This is a genomic window from Streptomyces sp. NPDC048521 (genome assembly GCF_043199855.1).
Lineage (GTDB): Bacteria > Actinomycetota > Actinomycetes > Streptomycetales > Streptomycetaceae > Streptomyces.
Window position 1 is genome coordinate 21,959 of record NZ_JBICWR010000006.1, and the last position, 21,021, is coordinate 42,979.

General features: G+C 72.4%; 14 protein-coding genes. 10 read left to right on the plus strand and 4 right to left on the minus strand.

Features of this window, described 5'->3' with window-relative positions; translation table 11 throughout:
- The first annotated feature begins 269 nt into the window (after positions 1–269).
- The gene (locus ACGFRF_RS15955; RefSeq protein WP_393740194.1) at positions 270–803 is read left to right on the plus strand and encodes a hypothetical protein; all 534 of its coding nucleotides are present in this window, start codon (positions 270–272) and stop codon (positions 801–803) included.
- A gap of 160 nt (positions 804–963) precedes the next feature.
- Here the strand turns inward: ACGFRF_RS15955 and ACGFRF_RS15960 are convergent, their stop codons facing one another.
- Together ACGFRF_RS15960 and ACGFRF_RS15965 are read right to left on the minus strand one after the other, a co-directional pair.
- Positions 964–2,151 carry an NAD(P)/FAD-dependent oxidoreductase gene (locus ACGFRF_RS15960; RefSeq protein ID WP_393740196.1) on the minus strand — a complete coding sequence of 396 codons (1,188 nt, stop codon included), beginning with the start codon at positions 2,149–2,151 and terminating at the stop codon, positions 964–966.
- Between the two features lie 127 nt (positions 2,152–2,278).
- Positions 2,279–2,602 carry a bifunctional 3-phenylpropionate/cinnamic acid dioxygenase ferredoxin subunit gene (locus ACGFRF_RS15965; protein WP_393740198.1) on the minus strand — a complete coding sequence of 108 codons (324 nt, stop codon included), beginning with the start codon at positions 2,600–2,602 and terminating at the stop codon, positions 2,279–2,281.
- A 362-nt stretch (positions 2,603–2,964) separates the two neighbouring features.
- Between ACGFRF_RS15965 and ACGFRF_RS15970 the strand changes: the two genes are divergently transcribed.
- From ACGFRF_RS15970 to ACGFRF_RS16010, 9 genes are all read left to right on the plus strand, one after another.
- Complete coding sequence (locus tag ACGFRF_RS15970; protein WP_393740200.1) at positions 2,965–3,804, plus strand: IclR family transcriptional regulator; 840 nt, start codon at positions 2,965–2,967, stop codon at positions 3,802–3,804.
- Positions 3,805–4,026: 222 nt separating this feature from the next.
- Complete coding sequence (locus tag ACGFRF_RS15975) at positions 4,027–5,112, plus strand: S-(hydroxymethyl)mycothiol dehydrogenase (protein WP_393740202.1); 1,086 nt, start codon at positions 4,027–4,029, stop codon at positions 5,110–5,112.
- A gap of 47 nt (positions 5,113–5,159) precedes the next feature.
- Positions 5,160–5,780: an MBL fold metallo-hydrolase gene (locus ACGFRF_RS15980; RefSeq protein ID WP_393740858.1), complete on the plus strand. Its 621-nt coding sequence runs from the start codon at positions 5,160–5,162 to the stop codon at positions 5,778–5,780.
- Between the two features lie 44 nt (positions 5,781–5,824).
- Positions 5,825–8,455, plus strand: coding sequence for an FAD-dependent oxidoreductase (locus ACGFRF_RS15985; RefSeq protein ID WP_393740204.1), 2,631 nt, complete (start codon positions 5,825–5,827; stop codon positions 8,453–8,455).
- A 9-nt stretch (positions 8,456–8,464) separates the two neighbouring features.
- Entirely contained in the window at positions 8,465–9,619 is a 1,155-nt protein-coding gene (gene solA, locus ACGFRF_RS15990; protein WP_393740205.1) for an N-methyl-L-tryptophan oxidase, read from the plus strand.
- Between the two features lie 11 nt (positions 9,620–9,630).
- Positions 9,631–10,761, plus strand: a complete 1,131-nt coding sequence (locus ACGFRF_RS15995; RefSeq protein ID WP_393740207.1) for an aromatic ring-hydroxylating dioxygenase subunit alpha — start codon at positions 9,631–9,633, stop codon at positions 10,759–10,761.
- On the plus strand, positions 10,754–12,220 hold the full coding sequence (locus ACGFRF_RS16000) for an aldehyde dehydrogenase family protein (RefSeq protein WP_393740209.1): 1,467 nt from the start codon (positions 10,754–10,756) through the stop codon (positions 12,218–12,220). Before ACGFRF_RS15995 ends, ACGFRF_RS16000 begins: the two co-directional genes overlap by 8 nt.
- 19 nt (positions 12,221–12,239) lie before the next feature.
- Complete coding sequence (locus ACGFRF_RS16005; protein ID WP_393740211.1) at positions 12,240–13,805, plus strand: APC family permease; 1,566 nt, start codon at positions 12,240–12,242, stop codon at positions 13,803–13,805.
- A 36-nt stretch (positions 13,806–13,841) separates the two neighbouring features.
- A complete protein-coding gene (locus ACGFRF_RS16010) occupies positions 13,842–15,392 on the plus strand; it encodes a GMC family oxidoreductase (protein ID WP_393740213.1) in 1,551 nt (516 codons plus the stop codon).
- A 14-nt stretch (positions 15,393–15,406) separates the two neighbouring features.
- On the opposite strand, the gene ACGFRF_RS16015 is transcribed toward ACGFRF_RS16010, so the two are convergent.
- Together ACGFRF_RS16015 and ACGFRF_RS16020 are read right to left on the minus strand one after the other, a co-directional pair.
- Positions 15,407–20,068 carry a hypothetical protein gene (locus ACGFRF_RS16015; protein ID WP_393740215.1) on the minus strand — a complete coding sequence of 1,554 codons (4,662 nt, stop codon included), beginning with the start codon at positions 20,066–20,068 and terminating at the stop codon, positions 15,407–15,409.
- Positions 20,069–20,123: 55 nt separating this feature from the next.
- Positions 20,124–21,005, minus strand: coding sequence for a hypothetical protein (locus ACGFRF_RS16020; RefSeq protein WP_393740217.1), 882 nt, complete (start codon positions 21,003–21,005; stop codon positions 20,124–20,126).
- Between the last annotated feature and the right edge of the window lie 16 nt (positions 21,006–21,021).

Here is a 21,021-nt window from a genome sequence, read left to right on the forward strand (position 1 = left end):
TTGGGGGAGATTGCCACCGGGATTCGGCGGTTGCGCCAGGATCGGTCTCGGCCGCGCGTGCGGGCGGTTGGCTGGATTTTTTCGCCGTTTGGGAATCTTCGCGCGATCTCGTTCGTCCTTGTCTATGGGAGATGGGGGCGGAATGGGCCACAGGAGCCGCATCCCGCATCCCGGCGGCGTAAAACAGCGCAAGCCGGGCAGCCACTGGGGAGTCGGAGTCTTCGGACGCCGGGGCGAGCGGTCTGCCGGCAGTGGGGAGTGACACGGTGATGGGCACGGTGGAGCGGCGCGAGGCGCCCGGGGAGAGCGCGGCGGAGCGCTCGGCGGCGCGGCGGGGCCTCGAGGCGCCGCATCGCGACATTTCGGCGCCTCGGCGCACCGGGGAGTCGACCGGCGGCGAACAGGAGCGCATATCCCGGCCGTTGTGGGTCGAGGAGCCCGCGCGGCGGCACCCGCTGCCTGATCCGGTGCGTACGGCGGCGGTGCGCGCGGTCATCGTCATCGCGGTGACGCTGATCCAGGCGATGGTGGCGTTCCTGTGCACGATGGCCGGGTCCTGGCTGGCGTTTCCCATGGTGATCAGCAGTGTGGCGAGCACGGTGGTGGCCACCTGGGCCGTGGTCGACGTATGGGTGACCCGTCAGGTGTGGAACCAGCGGTACGGCGTGGTCTCCGAGCCGAGCAGCACGGCCCGGGCGCTCCGCCGGGAGCGGCGCGCCCGCCGACGCGAGGAGCGGGCGCCGCTGGGCGAGCCGGAGCGAATAGGTCGGCGGGGCGGCGCCGGACAGCTGTCTCACTCCTGATCCGAAGCCCGACGCGGCGAGATCGGACGTACGGCGCTGACCGCCCGGGCGGCACTGACCCTCCCGGGCGGCCGTGACCCACCCGAGTCTGCCAACACGGGGTCGGGCGAGGGGCTCCGTCTTGACAGCGCCGGACCGGACGCGCTCGACCCCTGCCGCCCTAGAGCACGGCCGGCTCGACCCGCTGCCGCTCCTCCCGCTGGAGTGCGCGCCGGGCCTGCATGAAGGCGCGCGGGCGGTCCACGCCGAGCACCGCGACGGTACGGCCGTCCCGTTCGTAGCGGGCCAGGAAACCTGTCTCACCGGGCAGGCCCCCGGAGATCTCGCTCTCGGTGACCTGGACGGTGTCGCCGTCGCGGTGGCGGCCCGCGAACTGGATGCGGGTGCCGTACTGGTCGGACCAGAAGTACGGCACGGTGCGGACGCTGTCCCGGGTACGGCCGGCGAGCAGGTTGGTCACGGCGACCCGGGGTTGCTCGGTGGCGGAGGTCCAGTGCTCGGCCCGGGTGCCGCCGACACGGGCGACATCGCCGACCGCGACCACGTGGGGCAGGGCGGTCACGCAGCCGTCGTCGCACAGCACGCCGTCGCGCAGAGCGAGCGTCGAGCCCGTCAGCCAGGCGGTGTTGGGGGCGGCGCCGATGCCGACGACGACCACGTCGGCGGGCAGGGTGCGGCCGTCGGTGAGGTCGACACCGGTGACGGTGCCGGTGCCGCGCAGCCCGGCTACTCCGGTTCCGGCGACCAGTTCCACACCGCCCCGGCGGTGCAGGGCGGCGCACACGGCGGCCATGCGCGCGCCGAGTTGGGGCAGCAGCGGCAAGGGGGCGGCCTCGACGACCGTGACCGCGTGGCCGAGCCGGGCACATGAGGAGGCGGTTTCGGCGCCGATGAAGCCGCCGCCGATGACGACGACCCGGCGGGGGCCCTGGGTGAGGTCGGCGCGCAGGGCGCGGGCGTCGTCGAGGGTGCGCAGGGTGTGCACGCCGGCGAAGCTGTCGCCGGGGAGTCGGCGGGCGGCGGCGCCGGTGGCGATGACGACGCCGTCGGTGGCGAGCGTACGTCCGTCGCCGAGAAGCACGGTGCGGCCGCGGGTGTCGAGTCCGCGGGCGCGGACGCCGAGCAGCCATTCGGCGTCGAGGTCGGCGGTCTCGTCGGCGTCGGTGAGGGCCAGGTGCTCCTCGTCGGCGAGGCCGGTGAGGAAGTCCTTGGAGAGAGGAGGGCGGTCGTAGGGGCGGTGGGGCTCCTCGCCGACGATCACCAGTCGGCCGTCGAAGCCCTGGGCACGCAGTTCACGGGCGGCGTAGAGCCCGGAGAGGGAGGCGCCGACGATGGTCACGGTCCTCATAGGGCACGGCTCCTCGCGAGGTGGGCGGGACACCGGGGAGCGGTGGTTGCCGCACCGGCCGGACAGGGGGTGAGGGGGAAGGGGGTGGTCGTGGGACCGGGCCGGCCGAACCGGCCCCTGGCAGCATTCATGCGGCTGTGCCCTCCTCCGCCGTGAGGTGGACGTGGACGACGCCGTCCTGGACGGTGACGCGGTGGGTGCGGACGGGACGGCGGGCCGGCAGGCAGGTCGGCTCGCCGGTGCGCAGGTCGAAGGACGCGGCGTGTAGCGGGCATTCGACCAGGCAGCCCTCCAGCCAGCCCTCGGAGAGGGACGCGTCCTGGTGGGTGCAGGTGTCGTCGATGGCGTACAGCTCACCGTCCTCGGTGCGGAACACGGCGATCGGTGGCGTGGTCTCGACGCGGACGGACTCGCCCTCGGGGAGGTCTTCCAGGCGGCAGACGGGAATCACGGGCCCCCCTCTCGGTCCGGGACACTCGGTCCGGGACCTGCTCGATGCAGGCGTCAGGGATGCAGGCGGGCGTCCGGACCTCGGGCGGTCCGGGCCGGTGAAGCGTCACGGGAGTGGCGGACCGACGTTGGTCCGGCACCGGCCCGGCCCGGGACCGGGTGGTCCGGCACCGGCCGGATGTGTCGGGCACCGGCCGGGAGGTCCGGCACTCTTCCGGGATCCGGACGCTTCGGTAACATGGTGTTTCGTATGGCGCACGAGCTAGCGCCATGCGCAACAGAATCCGGGCGGGACGGCCGTCGCGTCAAGGGCTACCCGCAGATGCGGCCCGAACCGGGCCCCCAGGTGGTGAGAGTTGAGCCATGACCCGCACGCAGAAGCAGTCTGACCGCAACGAGGAGACCACGCAGGACCCAAGGGCCCCGGAGAGGCAGAACGGCCGCGGAGCGGCCAGTGCGGTGCAGTCGGTGGACCGTGCCGTGAGCGTGCTGGAGATCCTCGCGCGGCACGGCGAGGCGGGCGTAACCGAGATCGCCGAGGAGCTGGACGTGCACAAGTCCACGGCGTTCCGGCTGCTCGGGGTCCTGGAGAACCGCGGTCTGGTGGCCCAGGCGAAGGACCGCGGCAAGTACTACCTGGGGGCCGGCGTACTGCGCCTGGCGGGGGCGGCGGCAGTGCGTCTGGACATCTCCCAGGAGGGTGTCCCGGTATGCCGGGAGGTCGCCGACGAGCTGGGCGAGACGGTGAACATCGCCGTGCTCGACGACGATGCGGCGGTCAACATCATGCAGGCCCGCGGCACGGCGTCGGTCACCGCGCAGAACTGGCTCGGCAGACGCACCCCGCTGCACGCCACGTCCAGCGGCAAGGTACTGCTCGCGCACATGCCGCCCACCCTGCGCGAGGGCTTGCTGGCGCGGCCGTTGCCGCGGTTCACGGACCGCACGATCACCGGCGCGACGATGCTGCGCGCCGAGCTGGAGGCCGTGGTCCAACAGGGCTACGGCGTCACACTCGAGGAGCTGGAGCTGGGGCTCGCGGCCGTCGCGGCGCCGGTGCGCGCGCACGACGGCAAGGTGATCGCGGCGATCAGCGTCTCCGGGCCCGTGTACCGGCTGAACGCGGACCGCCTGCCGGAGGTGGCGAAGCGGACGGTGGCGGCGGGCGCCGAGTTGTCACGCCGTATGGGCTACGGCTTCTGACCGAGCGGCGGGCAGACGCGCGCAGCGTTCACAGCGCACGGACGACGGCGCGGGACCGGGACGTTCCTGGTCCCGCGCCGTCGTGTGTCCAAGAGGTTTCACCCCGCAGGTTCCTTTTGCCAAGGGTTAACGCGCACCCCTTGACGGCCCCACGACGCCGTTCTCAATATGTTCCCCATCGCGCAACCCATCGTGCAATGCGCAACAGCAGAGGAGCTTGTCGTGCCACACGAGGTCCGTGCCGTAGTCGCTGTGAAGAAGGGCGCACCCGTGGAGGTGCGGACGATCGTCGTCCCCGATCCGGGGCCCGGTGAGGTACTCGTCGACGTGCAGGCCTGCGGGGTGTGCCACACGGATCTCCACTACCGGGAGGGTGCGATCACCGACGACTTCCCGTTCCTGCTGGGTCACGAGGCGGCCGGTACGATCGAGGCGGTCGGCCCCGGTGTCACCGATCTGCGGCCCGGTGACTACGTGGTGCTCGCCTGGCGGGCGCCCTGCGGCAGCTGTCGCTCCTGTCGCCGTGGCCGGCCCTGGTACTGCTTCGACTCCCGCAACGCCGCGCAGCCCATGACCCTGCGGGACGGCACGCCGCTCAGCAACGCCCTCGGCATCGGTGCCTTCGCCGAGAAGACGCTGGTCGCGGCAGGCCAGGCGGTGAAGGTCGACCCGGCCGCGCGTCCCGAGGCGGCGGGTCTCATCGGCTGCGGGGTGATGGCCGGATACGGCGCGGCGGTCAACACCGGCAACGTCGGCCGCGGTGATTCGGTCGCCGTCATCGGTTGCGGCGGCGTCGGCAACGCGGCCATCGCGGGCGCCTGCCTGAACGGTGCCATGAAGGTCATCGCCGTGGACATCGACGACAGGAAGCTCGACCAGGCGGAGAAGTTCGGCGCCACCCACACCGTCAACTCCCGCGGCACCGACCCGGTCGAGGCCGTCAGGGAACTCACCGACGGCCACGGCGTGGACATCGCGATCGACGCGGTGGGCCGGCCGGAGACGTTCCGGCAGGCCTTCTACATGCGCGACCACGCGGGTCTGCTGGTCCAGGTGGGTGTGCCCTCCCCCGAGATGAAGGTCGAACTCCCGCTGATCGACGTCTTCTCCCGCGGCGGCGCCATCAAGTCCTCCTGGTACGGGGACTGTCTGCCGAGCCGGGACTTCCCGTTCCTGATCGACCAGTACCTGTACGGCCTGCTCGACCTCAACGCGTTCGTGTCCGAGACGATCGCCCTGGACGAGGTGGAGGAGGCGTTCGGCAAGATGCACCGCGGTGAGGTGCTGCGCTCGGTGGTGGTCCTGTGAGCGCACAGGGACCGATCACCGACGGACCGAGCGCCGACGGATCCGGCGTGCACGGCTCCGTCCGCGTCGAACGCGTCCTCACCTCCGGCACCTTCAGCCTCGACGGTCGAACCTTCGACGTGGACAACAACGTCTGGCTGATCGGTGACGACGAGGAAGTGCTGGTCGTGGACGCCGCGCACGACGCAGCGGCGATCCACCGGGCAACAGCCGGCCGCCGGGTCACCGCCATCGTCTGCACCCACGCCCACGACGACCACGTCGGCGCGGCGCCCGCGCTCTCCGTCCTGACCGGGGCGCCCGTCCTGCTCCACCCCGCCGACCACGAGCTGTGGTCGCACACGCACCCGGCCCGCAAGCCGGACGGCGAGCTGTTCGACGGCCGTGTCCTCTCGGTCGCGGGCATCGAGCTGAAGGTCGTCCACACTCCCGGTCACACCTGGGGCAGCTGCTCCCTGAACGCCCCGTTCCTCGACGCCGTCTTCACCGGCGACACGCTCTTCCACGGTGGCCCGGGTGCCACCGGCCGCTCGTACTCCGACCGCCCGACCATCGTGGCGTCCGTCCGGGACAGGCTGCTCACCCTGCCGAACGCCACCGTCGTGCACACCGGCCACGGCCAGGACACGACGATCGCCGCCGAGCGGCCGGGCGTCCCCGCTGCCTGAACGGCTCCCCCGCACCTGCCATCCCCGCCACCACAAGGAGGGGCATGTCCAGCACCCCCGAAGACAACCGCCGCACGCCCGAAGGCCACCGCAGCGCGCCCCAAGACACCCGTAACCTCCTGGAAGAGACCCGCCGCACGCCCGACGACCAGCCCCGCACGCCCCAAGTCGCCCCCCACACTCCCGAAGTCGGCCTCCGCACTCCCCAAGACCACCCCCACACCTCCGAGGACCGGCCCCAGGGCCCGCGTGTCGTCGTCATCGGTGCCGGGATCGTCGGCTGCTCCCTCGCCGACGAGCTGACCGCACGTGGCTGGACCGACGTCACCGTCCTCGAACAGGGCCCCCTCCCCGCCCCGGGCGGCTCCACGTCCCACGCGCCCGGACTCGTCTTCCGGACCAGCCCCTCGAAGACGCTCGCGGAGTTCGCCACGTACACGGTGGAGAAATTCTGTTCACTCGAAGTGGACGGCGTCCCCTGCTTCAACCAGGTCGGCGGCCTGGAACTCGCGACCACCCCCGAACGCCTGGCCGAGCTGCACCGCAGAGCCGGGTACGCCGCCGCCTGGGGAATCCGGGGCGAGGTCGTGAGCACCGCCCGCTGCAAGGAACTCTGGCCCCTGCTGGACGAGTCGGTGGTCCTCGGCGGCTTCCACACCCCCGACGACGGCCTGGCACGGGCCCTGCTCGCGGCCCGCGCCCAGATGGACCGGGCCACCGCGCGCGGCGCCCGCTTCCTGGACCGGCACACGGTCACCGGCATCGAGCAGACGGGCGGCCGGGTCACCGCGGTCGTCACCGACCGGGGCACCTTCCCGGCGGACCACGTCGTCTCCGCGGCCGGCTTCTGGGGGCCCGTCATCGGGCGCATGGCCGGAGTCGACGTACCGCTGCAGCCCCTCGCGCACCAGTACGCCAGGACCGGGCCGGTTCCCGAGCTGAGCGGTGCCACGGCCGAGGCCACCAGGCCGATCCTCCGCTTCCAGGACCGCGATCTGTACTTCCGTGAGCACACCGACCGCATCGGCATCGGCTCGTACGCGCACCGGCCCATGCCGGTCGACCCGTTCACCGTCCCGGCGTACGACGAGGCGCGCGCCCAGGACATGGAGATGCCGTCCTCGTACCCGTTGACCGCGCAGGACTGGGCGCCGAGCTGGGAGGACTGCCGTCGGCTGCTGCCCGCCCTGCGGGGGACGGAGATCGAGAGCGGGTTCAACGGTGTCTTCTCCTTCACCCCGGACGGCATGCCGGTGCTCGGGGAGGCACGGCAGGTGCGGGGGTTCTGGCTGGCCGAGGCCGTCTGGGTGACCCATTCCGCGGGGGTGGCGAAGGCGGTGGCCGAGTGGATGGTCGACGGGCGGCCCTCCCTCGACGTGCACGAGTGCGACCTCACCCGGTTCGAGGAAGCGCAGCGTTCACCGTCGTACGTCCGTGAACGCGGCTCACAGCAGTTCGTCGAGGTGTACGACGTTCTCCACCCGCTCCAGCCGATGGAGCGGCCGCGGCCCCTCCGCGTCAGCCCGTTCCACACCCGCCAGCAGCAACTCGGCGGCTTCTTCCTGGAGAGCAACGGCTGGGAGCGCCCGCACTGGTACGAGGCCAACGCCCCGCTCGTGGACGCCCTCGGTGATCTCCCCGAGCGCGACGCCTGGTCCGCGCGCTACTGGTCCCCGATCGCCGCGGCCGAGGCGAGGGCGACCCGCGAGAAGGTCGCGCTGTACGACATGACCCCGCTGCGCCGCCTGGAGGTCACCGGCCCCGGCGCGCTCGCCTTCCTCGACCGGATGACCAGCAACAACCTGCGCAAGAAGCCCGGCGCGGTCACCTACACGCTCCTCCTGGACGAGACCGGGGGCATCCGCTCCGACCTCACCGTCGCCCGCCTCGCCCCCGACCGCTTCCAGGTCGGTGCCAACTCCCCCGCCGACCTCGACCGGTTGTTGCGTCACGCGCCGGCGGACGTGCAGATCCGGGACATCACCTCCGGCACCTGCTGCATCGGTGTCTGGGGTCCCCTGGCCCGCGATCTGGTCCAGCCGCTCACCCGCGACGACTTCTCCCACGAGGGCTTCGGCTACTTCCGGGCGAAGCAGGCGTACCTCGGGCACGTGCCGGTGACGGCAATGCGGCTGAGTTACGTCGGCGAGCTGGGCTGGGAGTTGTACACCACCGCCGACCTCGGGCTGAGGCTCTGGGACACGCTGTGGGAGGCCGGGCAGGAACTCGGCGTGATCGCCGCCGGCCGCTCCGCCTTCAACTCCCTGCGCCTGGAGAAGGGGTACCGGGCCTGGGGCACCGACATGACCGACGAGCACACTCCCTTCGAGGCGGGCGTCGGTTTCGCGGTCCGCATGGACAAGGAAGGCTTCGTCGGTCAGGAGGCCCTGCGCAAGCGGGCCGAGCCCACCCGCCGGCTCACCCCGCTCCTCCTGGACGACCCCGCCGCCGTGGTCCTCGGCAAGGAGCCCGTGTATGTCGACGGAGCCCCGGCCGGCTACGTGACCAGTGCGTCGTACGGCTACACGCTCGGCCGCTGCGTCGCCTACGCCTGGCTGCCGGCCGGCCTCGCCACCGGCGCGGGCGTGCACATCGAGTACGTCGGCGAGAAGGTCCCGGCCACGGTCGCCGACGAGCCGCTGTTCGACCCGAAGATGACCCGTATCCGCCGGTAGGAGGCACCTGTGTCACCGTCTTACGACGTCATCGTCATCGGTCTGGGCGGCATGGGCAGCGCCGCCGCTCACCACCTGTCCGCCCGCGGTGCGCGGGTGCTCGGCCTGGAGAAGTTCGGCCCGGTGCACAATCGGGGCTCCAGCCACGGTGGTTCGCGGATCACCCGGCAGTCGTACTTCGAGGACCCGGCCTACGTACCGCTGCTGCTGCGCGCCTACGAGCTGTACGAGGACCTGGCGCGGGCCAGCGGCCGGGAGATCGCGATCCTCGGCGGCGGGGTGATGGTCGGGCGCCCCCAGTCGCGGACCGTCTCCGGTTCGCTGCGCTCGGCGCAGCAGTGGGACCTGCCGCACGAGATGCTCGACGCCAAGGAGATCCGCCGCCGCTTCCCGACGCTGAACCCGGACGACGAGGAGGTGGCGCTGTACGAGACGAAGGCCGGCCTGCTCCGGCCCGAGAACACCGTCGCCGCGCATCTGCAGCTGGCCACCCGGCAGGGCGCCGAGCTGCATTTCGAGGAGCCGATGCTGCGCTGGGAGCCGTACCGGGACGGGGTGCGCGTGCATACGGCCGAGAACACCTACACGGCCGCCCAGCTGGTGATCTGCCCGGGCGCGTGGGCGCCGCAGCTGCTCACCGATCTCGGGGTGCCGTTCACGATCGAGCGGCAGGTCATGTACTGGTTCCAGCCGAACGGCGGCACCGAGCGGTTCGTGCCGCGGAACCACCCGATCTACATCTGGGAGGACGCGGCCGGCGTCCAGGTGTACGGCTTCCCGGCCATCGACGGCCCCGAGCTGGGCGCCAAGGTCGCCTTCTTCCGGAAGGGCCGGGTCACCACGCCGGAAACCATCGACCGGACCGTGCACGAGGACGAGGTCCGGGCCATGGCCGACCACATGTCCCGCTGCATCCCGGACCTGCCCGGTGCCTTCCTCAAGGCCGCCACCTGCATGTACTCCAACACCCCGGACGAGCACTTCGTGATCGCCCGGCATCCCGCCCACCCGGAGTCGGTGACCGTGGCCTGCGGGTTCTCCGGGCACGGTTTCAAGTTCGTGCCGGTCGTCGGCGAGATCCTGGCCGACCTGTCCCTGACCGGCTCCACCGCGCACCCGATCGGCCTGTTCGACCCCGCCCGCCTCGCCGCCGCGCCCGCCTGAGGAGCACGCCCGTGACGACGACCCCGATCTCCCCGAGCCTCATCGCTACGCTTCCGGGCCACTACTACACCGACCCGGACGTCTTCCGGCTGGAGCAGGAGAAGCTCTTCGAGTCCATGTGGTTCTGCGCGGTCCGCAGCGCAGATCTGGACAGGCCGGGCGCCTTCCGTACCGTCCAGGTGGGCCGGGAGAGCGTCATCATCACCCGTACCCGCGCCGGAGAACTGCGCGCCTTCCTCAATGTGTGCCGGCACCGCGGAGCCCGGCTGTGCACCGAGGAGTCCGGCGAGGTGCGGCGCAGTCTGCAGTGCCCGTACCACGCATGGACGTACGACCTTGACGGCAGGTTGATCGCCGCGCCCAACTTGATCAAGATGCCGGACGTTGATCGAGTCGCGTACGGGTTGATCAAGGTGGCTCTGCGCGAGTGGCTCGGCTACGCCTGGGTGTGCCTCGCCGGCGAACCGCCCTCCTTCGAGGAGACGGTGATGTCCGCGGCCGTGGAGCGGCTCGGCGACGCGGCCGCCATCGAGCACTACGGCACCGAGAAGCTGGCCCTCGGCAAACGCGTCACCTACGACGTGAAGGCCAACTGGAAGCTGATCGTCGAGAACTTCATGGAGTGCTACCACTGCGCGACGATCCACCCCGAACTCACCGAAGTCCTGCCGGAGTTCGCGCACGGATACGCGGCGCAATACTACGTGGGCCACGGTGCGGAGTTCGGCGAGCAGGTCAAGGGCTTCACGGTGGACGGCAGCGAGGGCTTCGCCAAGCTGCCCGAGGTGAGCGCCGCCCAGGACCGCCGCTACTACGCCATCACGGTCAAGCCGACCGTCTTCGTCAACCTCGTCCCGGACCACGTGATCCTGCACCGCATGTTCCCGCTGGCCGAGGACCGCACGGTCGTGGAGTGCGACTGGCTGTACGCGCCGGAGGTGGTGGCGTCGGGCGCGGACGTGTCGAAGTCCGTGGAACTGTTCCACCGTGTCAACGTCCAGGATTTCGAGGCCTGCGAGCGCACCCAGCCGGCGATGTCCTCGCGCGCCTACCGCGACGGTGGCGTGCTGGTGCCCAACGAGCACCACATCGGGATCTTCCACGAGTGGCTGCTGACCCGGCTGGGAGACGCCCATGCCTGACCTCTACATCGACGGCGCCTGGCGCGGCGCCCTGGACCAGCGCACCCGGGAGATCCGCTGTCCCGCCGACGGCTCCCTGGTCGGGGTCGTGGACGAGGCGGGCGGCAAGGACACCGTGGAGGCCGTCGCGGCGGCCCGGCGCGCCTTCGACACCGGTCCCTGGCCGCGCACGTCGCCCGAGGAGCGCGGCGATCTGCTCCTGCGGGTCGCGGACCTCCTCGTCCGCGACCGGGACGCCCTGGCCCGCGCCGAGTCCCTGGACACGGGAAAGCGGCTGGTGGAGAGCGCGTACGACATCGACGACGTCGTCAACTGCTTCCGCTGGTTCGGGCGGCTGATCGCGCACGAGACCGGGCGGGTGATCGACACCGGCCGGGACGGCGTCGACAGCCGGGTGGTGCACGAGCCCGTCGGCGTCTGCGCCCTGATCACCCCCTGGAACTACCCGCTGTTGCAGACCGCGTGGAAGGTCGCCCCCGCGCTGGCGGCCGGGAACACCTTCGTGCTGAAGCCGAGCGAGCTGACCCCGCACACCGCGATCCATCTGGTGCGGCTGCTGGCGGAGGCCGGGCTGCCGGCGGGCGTGGCCAACCTGGTGCTGGGCGCCGGCCCGGAGGCGGGTGCCCCGCTCGGCGACCATCCGGACGTCGACCTGGTCTCCTTCACCGGCGGACTGCAGACCGGCCGCCGGCTGATGGCGGCGGCGGCCGGCACGGTGAAGAAGGTCGCGCTCGAACTCGGCGGGAAGAACCCGAACATCGTCTTCGCGGACGCCGACTTCGAGGCGGCGGTCGACATGGCGCTGACCGCCGTGTTCCTGCACTCCGGGCAGGTGTGCTCCGCCGGGGCCCGGCTGCTCGTGGCGGACGCGCTGCACGACCGGTTCGTGGACGAGGTCGTGCGGCGGGCGCGGGCCATCCGGCTGGGCGGGCCGTTCGACGAGCGGGCGCAGACCGGGCCGCTGATCTCGGCGGCCCACCGGGCGAAGGTCGAGGCCTATGTGGCGAAGGGGCTTCGCGAGGGCGCGGTGCTGCGCTGCGGCGGTGCCCGGCCCTCCGGTACCGGCCACGAGGCGGGTTTCTACTACCTGCCGACCGTCCTGGACGAGTGCACGAGCGAGATGTCGGTGGTCCGGGAGGAGTCCTTCGGGCCGGTGCTGACCGTCGAGCGGTTCACCACCGAGGCGGAGGCCGTCCGGCTCGCCAACGACACGATCTACGGCCTCGCGGGCGCCGTATGGACCCGCGACGAGGGCAGGGCCGCCCGGGTCGCGGCGGGGCTGCGCCTGGGCACGGTCTGGATCAACGACTACCACCCGTATGTGCCACAGGCCGAATGGGGTGGTTACAAGCAGTCCGGGTTCGGGCGCGAACTCGGACCGGCGGGGCTCGCCGAGTACCGCGAGACGAAGCACATCTGGCGCAACACCGCGCCGGCACCCCAGGGCTGGTTCGACTGACAGCCAGAGGAGTCCGCTCATGACGACCACCGAGCAATCGCCAGGCCCCCACCACCACGACGACACCGAACTCGCCGAGTTCGGCTACAGGCCGGAACTCAAGCGCACCCTCGGCAACTTCCACACCTTCGCCGCCGGGATCAGCTACATCTCGATCCTGACCGGCACCTTCCAGCTGTTCTACTTCGGCTACGGCAGCGGCGGCCCCGCCTACTGGTGGTCGTGGCCGATGGTGTTCGTCGGCCAGTTCACGGTGGCCTTGTGCTTCGCCGAACTGGCCGCCCGCTATCCGGTCGCCGGCTCGGTCTACAACTGGTCGAAGAAGATCGGCAATCCGCATCTCGGCTGGCTGGCCGGGTGGATGATGTTGATCGCGTCGATCGTGTCCATCTCGGCGGTGGCGCTGGCCTACCAGCTGACGCTGCCGCAGATCTCGTCCGCCTTCCAGTTCGTCGGGGACGGCACCGGAAAGTACGACGTGGCGACCAACGCGGTCGTCCTGGCCGCCGTGTTGATCCTGTTCACCACGTTGGTCAATGCCTTCGGCGTCAAGCTGATGGCCACGATCAACACCGCGGGCGTGTTCATCGAGTTGATCGCCACCGTTGTATTGATCGTCCTGTTCGCCGTCCACATCACCCGCGGCCCGCACGTCGTCATGCAGACGAACCACACCGGCGCGGGCTACTCCACCGGCTATCTCGGCGCCTTCCTGGTGGCCTCGCTGGCGTCCGCGTACGTCATGTACGGCTTCGACACCGCCGCCTCGCTCGGCGAGGAGTCGCTCGACCCGTCCCGCAACGCCCCGCGCGCGATCATCCGCGCGATCGTCGCCTCCTTCGTCCTCGGTGGACTGGTGCTGCTGCTGGCGCTCATGAGCGTCTCCAGCCTCAAGGGCGACAAGCTGTCCACGGACGGCCTGCAGTACGTCGTGCTGGACGTGCTCGGCCCGACGGCCGGCAAGGCGATGCTCTGGTGCGTGCTGATCGCGGTCACGGTGTGCGCGCTCGCCGTGCACACGGCGGCGATCCGGCTGGCGTTCGCGATGGCCCGGGACAACAACCTGCCCGCGTCCTCGCTGGTGGCCCGGGTCAGCCCGCGCTTCCAGACCCCGGTACTGCCGGCCGCGATCATCGGCGTGCTGGCGCTGGCGATCCTCGTGGTCAACATCCGCCAGCCGCAGATCTTCACGGTCGTCACCAGCATCGGCATCGTCATGATCTACCTCGCCTACCTCGGCGTCACCGCGCCGATGCTGGTGGCCCGGCTGCGCGGGACGTGGCAGCCGGCCGGGGAGGGCAGGTTCTCGCTGGGCCGCTGGGGGCTGCTCGTCAACGTCGTCGCCGTGGTGTGGGGCGCGGCCATGACGGTCAACCTGATCTGGCCCCGGTCGGCGGTGTACAACGCGGCCGCGCCCTACCACTGGTACCTGCGCTGGGGCGCGGTGCTGTTCGTCGCGGTCATCGCGGGCGGCGGTTTCGCCTACTACTGGTTCGTCCAGCGGCATCGCACCGGCGTCCTCGCCGAGCACCGCCTGGAGGCCGCCGCCCCGACCGCTCCCCTCGCCGCTCCGGCGGCCGACTGATTCCGCACGATCCGGCCGGCAAGGAGGTCACTGCTCATGAGCATGGACGAGTTCGACTACGTGGTGGTCGGCGGCGGCACCGCGGGCAACGTGGTGGCGGCACGGCTCTCCGAGGACCCCTCGGTGACGGTGTGCGTCCTGGAGGCGGGCCCCAGCGACGTCGGCGACGACGACGTGCTCAAACTGGAGCGCTGGATGGGCCTGCTGGAGTCCGGCTACGACTGGGACTATCCGGTCGAGCCGCAGACCAGCGGCAACAGTTTCATGCGGCACGCGCGGGCGAAGGTGCTGGGCGGCTGTTCGTCGCACAACTCCTGTATCGCCTTCTGGGCGCCCGCGGAGGACCTGGACGACTGGGCGGCCCAGGGCTGTAGGGGCTGGAGCGCGGCCGACCTGTTCCCCCTGTACCGGCGGCTGGAGAACAACGACGCGCCCGGCGACCACCACGGCCGCTCCGGCCCGGTGAAGCTGCGCACGCTCAAGGGCGGGGACCCGTGCGGCGCGGCGCTGCTGGAGGCGTGCGCGCAGGCCGGTATACCCACGGTCCCGTTCAACACCGGGAAGACGGTGGTGCGCGGGGCCAACTGGTTCCAGATCAACTCGGACGAGAACAACATCCGCCAGTCGTCGTCGGTGGCCTATCTGCACCCGGTGCTCGGCAGACGTCCGAACCTGGACGTCCGGACGGGGGTGCGGGCCAAGAAGCTGGTGCTGGAGGGGCGGCGGTGCGTGGGCGCCTCATACCTGGACCCCGATCTGGTGCACACGCGCACGGTACGGGCCCGGCGCGAGGTGATCGTCTCGTGCGGCTCGATCGACTCCCCGAAGCTGCTGATGCTGTCCGGCATCGGCCCTGCCGAGCACCTGCGCGAGGTCGGCGTCGAGGTCGTCGTCGACTCCCCCGGCGTCGGCGAGAACCTCCAGGACCACCCCGAGGGCGTCATCATGTGGCAGGCCGAGCGGCCCATGCCGACCACCTCCAGCCAGTGGTGGGAGGCGGGCGTCTTCTACGACACCGAGCCGGGCCTGGACCGGCCCGATCTGATGTTCCACTACGGCTCGGTGCCGTTCGACATGAACACCGCGCGCTGGGGCTATCCCACCTCGGAGAACGCGTTCTGCCTGACGCCGAACGTCACGAAGGCGAAGTCGCGCGGCACGGTACGGCTGCGGACCCGGGACTACCGGGACAAGCCGAGGGTGGACCCGCGGTACTTCACGCACGAGCACGACGTGCGGGTGATGACGTTCGGGCTGAGGCTCGCGCGCCGCATCGCCGCACAGCCCGCGTTGAGCGGCTGGGCGGGGGCGGAGCTGGCGCCCGGCCCGGATGTGCGTACCGACGACGAACTCCTCGACTACATCCACAGGACGCACAACACCGTCTACCACCCGTCCTGCACCGTGAAGATGGGCGCCGACGACGACCCCTCGGCCCCGCTCGACGCGCGGCTGCGGGTCAAGGGGGTCGAGGGACTGCGAGTCGCCGACGGCTCGGTGATGCCGGACCTGATCGCGGTCAACCCGTGCATCACGACGATGATGATCGGCGAGAAGTGCGCGGACCTGGTGAAGGAGGACGCCTAGGGTCTGTCCGGGGTCTACGGCGTGTTCGACACCGGCTTCCTGAACATCCGTGTCGCCGTGATCTCGCTGTGCACCGCTTCTCCGGCCTGGGGCTGCTGGGGCAACCCGGGCCGGAGGTGCTCCTCGACGCTGATGTACTTCAGGCCCGCCCGGAGGTCGGCGTCATTGCGCAGGCGGATGACCAGCGGGAACTCGGCCAGGGCCGTCGTGTCGAACAGGCCGGTGGTGTAGAGCAGCTGCACACCGAGGGCATCGGAGACGGCCCGCTGGAGCTCCAGCAGATAGGTCGCGTTGGCGCGGCCGATCGGGTTGTCCAGGAACAGCGTGCCGGCGTGCCGGTGTTTGTCCCGACCCCGGTCGTTCGACCGGAGCGCGGCCATGGTGCAGTACAGCGCGATGGCCGCGGTGAGCAGCTGACCACCGGAGAACACGTCGCCCATCTGGCCGACGGGGACGCGCTCGGCGCGCAGTACCGCGTCGGGCTTGAGGATCTCGACGGCCACGCCCTTGGGCTGAAGCGCCGCGGCGACTCCCCGCAACAGCAGGGACATGCCGTCGCGGCGCAGATCGGAGTTCTTCCTCACGGCCGCGCGCGTGGCCTCGTCGATGACCTCGCCGAGCCGTTCGGTGAGCGTGGCCTGGTCGGGCTCCTCGAAGCGGATCCGCAGGAACTCCTGCCCGGACCACTCGCCGAGCCCTTCCGGCAGCCGGGAGAGCCGCTGGGCGGACCTGAGGGTCGCCAGGGCCGACTCCACCAGACCGCGCAGCCGGTCCACGATCGAGTCCCGGTTGCGCTCCAGCTGGGCCAGTTCGTCCGTCAGCACGCGCAGCCGGGGTGCGAAGGCGTCCGCCCACTTCTGGGCGTGCTCGGGCAGCGCGGAGGCGGGCAGTTCGCGGATCTGCTGCCGGGCGGGGGTGCGGACCTGTTCGTAACGGGTGGAGTTGGCGTGCCGGACGAGGACGTCGCTCGCCTCGCGCACGGCCGCCTCCGCGGCGGACAGGTCGGCGGCACAGCCGCGCAGCGAACGGCGGGCCTCGGCGGCGGAGTGCCGGGCCTCCTCCAGGCTGCCCGGGTACGGCTCCGGCTCCTCCTGCTCCTCCTCGGGGGTGTGCTCGCGCAGCAGGTCGCGGAGCATCGCGGCGATCTCGTCGAAGCCGCCCGCCGCGTCCTCGGCGGCGCGGTGGGCCTCCAGCAGCTCCGCGTGCGCCTCGCGTGCCTCGGCCAACGCCCCGGTGCGGGACGCGAGTTCGGTCGTGGCCGTACGCAGCAGTGCCTGCGCGTGCTCGGCGTCGCGCGGCACGAGTTCCTCGGGCAGTTCGGTGTGCGCCTCGCCGTCCTCGGGCGCGTGCCGCTCGGCCTCGCCGCGCAGCCGGCCGAGCTGCTCGCTCGCGGTCGACATACGGGTCTCCAGGAGCTGCACCAGCTCCTCCGCGCGCGCGGCCGCCGCCTGCCGGGAGGGCCCGTCGGAGCCGTCGGGCGACTGAAGGAGCTGCTCGGCGCGGGTGCGGACCTTGTTGCTGAGCCGGTCCAGTTCGGCGCGGGCGGCGCTCTCGTCGCTCTCCGCGCGGGCCTGCTCGGCGCGCAGGTCGGCGCCGACACCGACCTTCTCGTACACCTGGGAGGCGGCCCGGTAGGCCTCGCGGAGGGCGGGCAGGGACGCCTCGGGGGCGTCCGCGTCCTCGACCGGTACGTCGTCGGGGGCGCCTGCGATCTCGGCGCGCTCGGCGCGCAGGGCGCGCGCGGTGCGGCGGGCGTCGTCGGCGGCGCGCTGGGCGGCACGGCGGTCCTCGTCGGCGGCGCGGGCACGCTCCAGGCACGCCTGGGCGCGGGCCTCGGACTCGGCCGCCTCGTCGGCGAGCTCGCGCAGTCTCACCTGCCAGCCGGCGCGCTCGCGGAGCCGGAAGGCGAGACCGGCCAGGGCGTCGGCGGCGCGGCGGGCCTTCTGCGCGGCCTCCTGCCGCTCGTCGCGGACCTGCGCGGCCTCGGCGGCGGACTCGTCGGCCTCCGCGCGCACGGTCCGCGCCTCGGCGAGTTCGGCCTCGGCCTCCTCGGCGAACGCGCGGGCCTCCTGGGCGGCCTGGGCCAGTTCGGTGAGGCGTCCGGCGGGGCAGCCGGTGCGCCAGGAGGAGAGCCGGGCGGCCAGTTCGCGGTCCTTGCCGAGCCGGGCGGCGAGGCTGCGGATCTCCTCGTCGCGCTCGGTGGCCCGCGCGCGCAGGGCCTGGCGTTCCTCGTCGGCGGCGTGCTCGTCGTGCATGGCCGGGTTCGGCGGCACCAGGAAGACGTCGCCGGGGGTGGCGTCGGCGGCGGGGGGCGGGGCGAGCAGGGCGGCGGCCGTGCCGACGGCGACGGCGGAGCGGGGCAGCAGGGCCGCCTGCCCGAGTGCCTCGCGGGCACGCGCGTGCGTGTCCGGGTCGGTGATGATCACACCGTCGACCAGCTCGGGGCGGGCGGCCAGCACGCGCGCGTGGTCGGCCGGGTCGACGGCCTGCGCGAGGTAGCGCCAGCCGGGCAGCGCCGGGATGCCGTGCTCGCCGAGGAACTCGACGGTGGCCAGCACGTCGGGGCCGGGCGGAAGCAGTCCGCCGTCACCGAGGGCGCCGAGGATGCGGGCGTCGTCCGCGGCGGCCGTACGCAGTTCGAAGAGGTGCCGCTCGGCGGTCGACACGGCGTCGTCGAGGAGTGCGCGCAACTCGTCGGCGAAGCGGTCGAGTTCCTCGGCGGTGAGCGGCCCTTCGGACCGGGCTGCGGAGCCCGTGACCGACGCGTCGCGGATGCCGTCGTCCGCTCCCGTCCGGGGTGCGGGCACGCCCACGCGTGCCGCTCCGGGTGCGCCCGGCAGGCTCAGCAGCTCCGCGAGCCGCTCCTCGGCGGCGAGCGACTCGGCCAGGCGCCGCTCGGCCTCGTGGGTGCGCTCGGCCGCGGTCGCCGCGTCGGCCGCGCGGGCCGCGGTGAGCTCCGCGCGGGACTCGGCGGAGGCCGCCTCGCGCGCGTGCTCGGTGGCCTTGCGGGCGGCCTCGCGGGCCGCGTCCCAGGCGGCGACGGCGGTCTTCTCCGCGTCGCTGGCGGCGAGCGCGGCACGCGCCGGGTCGGCGTCCGGGGCGCTGTCGTCGAGCCAGCCCGCACGGACGGCCTCGGCGGTCTCCTGCTCGACCTCGGCGAGCCGCTGGCGCAGATGCCCGGCCTCGCTGCGGGCGCGCTGCGCCTCGGTGGCGGCGGCGGTGGAGTCCCGGTAGGCGCAGTCGCTGACCTCCTGCAGCCCGGCGGAGCGCTCCTCCTCCTCGTTGGCGAGGGCCTCGGCGCTCGCGGCGGCCGCGTGCAGGGCCCGTACGAGGTCCACGGCGGCCTTGGCGCGGGCGGCGAGCGCGGGGGCCGCGTCCCGTTCGGCCTCCTGGATGGCGGCGGACACGCGCGCGACGCGGTCGGCGGCGGCGCGGTGGCGCAGCACGGCCTCGGCCGCCTGCCAGGCCGAATGCAGGGTGCGGGCGTCGGCCAGCTCGCGCTTCTGGGCGGCGGCGGACTTCTCGGCCGCCGCGAGCGCCAGGGAGGCGTGCCGGTAGGCGAGTTCGGCGGCGATCAGGGCGCTGCGCTCCCGCGCGCCCTCGGAGTGGGTGACGGCGTACGCGGCGGCCGTGACGCGCTGGGCGAGGTCGGTGGCCCGCACCCGCTCCCGCACGGCCCGCGCGGACAGCCGCCGGGCCAGCGTGCGGGTACGGCGCTCGGCGCCGGTGTGGACATCACGCGCGCGTGAGCGGGCCTCTGCGGCCTCGACGATCCGCCCGAGCAGGTCGACGGAGCCTGCGGTGAAGTCCCGTTCGGCGATCAGTTCGGCGCGCCGGCCGAGCTTGTTGCCGAAGCCGCTGACGAGGTCGGCGAGGCCGTCGGTGTCGCGGGTGTCGGTGACCGCGCGCAGCAGCAGGTCGGTGAAGTCGGAGTCCTTCTTGACCGCGAAGAGGCCGGCGGCCTCGCCCTCGTCGGCGTTCATCTCGCGCTGGTAGCGGAAGAGTTCGGGGTCGAGGCCGAGGTCGCCGAGGTGCTCGATCCAGCGGTCGTGGATCTCCTCCCAGTGCACCTCCAGATGCGGGTAGGTCTTGCCCGCTTCCGTGAGCGCGTCGCGGAAGCCCTTCATGGTCCGGCGGCGGCCCTGGGCACCGGAGGTGCCCTCGACGGGCGGCCGGACGGCGGTGGACTCGGCGACGGGCAGGTTGTCCAGGCTCAGGCCGGGGCCGGGCCGGAAGGAGTACCAGGCCTCGGCGAACTTCCGCGGGTCGTTGGAGACCTGCCGTCCGCGCCACTCGCTGACCTTGCCGACGACGACGCACTCGCCGGTCAGCACGTGCTGCCACTCCAGGGCCACGTGCCCGCAGTCGTCGGCGAGCAGGAACTTGCGCAGCACGCCGGAGCTGGCGCCGCCGAGGGTGTTGCGGTGACCCGGCAGCATCACCGAGAAGATCAGCTTGAGCAGCACGGACTTGCCGCCGCCGTTCTCCAGGAACAGCACGCCCGCGGGCGCGGGCCGGCGCGGCGGCCCGGACGGCTCCTCCTCGAAGAACTCCGCCTGCGTGGGCGCCGGGTCGGGCACGGGCTCGCCCACGCCCCGCAGGTCAAGCACGGTGTCGGCGTAGCGCGCACCGGCGGGCCCGATGGAGTAGAGGCGGACCCGGGACAGCTCGTACATGGCGGACTCTCGTCAGTCTTCTGGCAGATCGGGGTCGGGAATGGTCAGACAGGCCCTAGGGCGCGTGGAAGGGCAGCCCGGCTTCGGCCACCAGCTCCAGGTCGTCGGTGTCCTCGGCGGGCAGCAGGCTGGCCGTGCCGTCGGTGACCGGGACGACGCCCAGTTCCAGCAGCTCGGCCATGGCGGCGCTGCCGGCCATGTCGCGGACCTGGAGCTGATAGCGGGCCGTGGTGCGGTAGGTGCCGCCGTTGTCGTCTCCGGTGCGCTGCAGGAAACCCGAGTCGGTGAGGAAGGCCAGGGCCTTCGCCACGATGCCGGTGGTGGACGCGGCCGGGCGGCGGGCGTCCTTGGTGGCGCCGGTGGCGCTGCGTCTGGCCCAGATCCGCCAGGCGGCCTCCAGGCCGGGCGCGTCGGTCACCGGGTCGGTGTTCTCGCCCTGTTCCTCGGCGCGCTCCTCCAGGCGCCGGCAGGCCTGCCGTACGAAGGTGTCGACGCCGTTGACCGTGACGCGGCCGAAGTACGTGTCGTCGGCCAGGTCCTCCGGGCGCGGGAAGGCCAGTGCGGCGACGGCGAGATGGGCCAGCCCGTGCAGGAACCGGTCGCCGGAGTCGGCGGCGGTGCGACGCGCGTAGTCGCCCATGCGGACCGCGAAGACGGAGTCCTCGGCCGCGGTCACGGCCATCCCCGCGCGCGGTGACACCTCCAGCACGACGAGCCCCAGACCGGTGGCGACGGCGTCCGCGAGGCGTGCGAACGCCGGATCGTCGCGGTAGCGGCGCAGCAGCTCCGCGTACTCCTGGTCACGTGCGGGCTGCAGCTTGGGCTGCAGCCCGAAGGCGACGAGCCGCGCCGCGTCGGCGGCGTCGGCGGGGGTGACGGCGGCGGATGCCGACGGGGCCGGGGCCTGCGTGTCACTCCACTCGACGTGCTCGCTCACGGCTTCGACTCCTTGT

Excerpts from the sequence above, each read along its gene's own strand:
- ACGFRF_RS16000 (WP_393740209.1), top strand. The coding sequence starts at position 10,754 with ATGCCTGACCTCTACATCGACGGCGCCTGGCGCGGCGCCCTGGACCAG.
- ACGFRF_RS15970 (WP_393740200.1), top strand. The coding sequence starts at position 2,965 with ATGACCCGCACGCAGAAGCAGTCTGACCGCAACGAGGAGACCACGCAG.
- ACGFRF_RS16005 (WP_393740211.1), top strand. The coding sequence starts at position 12,240 with ATGACGACCACCGAGCAATCGCCAGGCCCCCACCACCACGACGACACC.
- ACGFRF_RS16010 (WP_393740213.1), top strand. The coding sequence starts at position 13,842 with ATGAGCATGGACGAGTTCGACTACGTGGTGGTCGGCGGCGGCACCGCG.
- ACGFRF_RS16015 (WP_393740215.1), bottom strand. The coding sequence starts at position 20,068 with ATGTACGAGCTGTCCCGGGTCCGCCTCTACTCCATCGGGCCCGCCGGT.
- ACGFRF_RS15960 (WP_393740196.1), bottom strand. The coding sequence starts at position 2,151 with ATGAGGACCGTGACCATCGTCGGCGCCTCCCTCTCCGGGCTCTACGCC.
- ACGFRF_RS15955 (WP_393740194.1), top strand. The coding sequence starts at position 270 with ATGGGCACGGTGGAGCGGCGCGAGGCGCCCGGGGAGAGCGCGGCGGAG.
- ACGFRF_RS15985 (WP_393740204.1), top strand. The coding sequence starts at position 5,825 with ATGTCCAGCACCCCCGAAGACAACCGCCGCACGCCCGAAGGCCACCGC.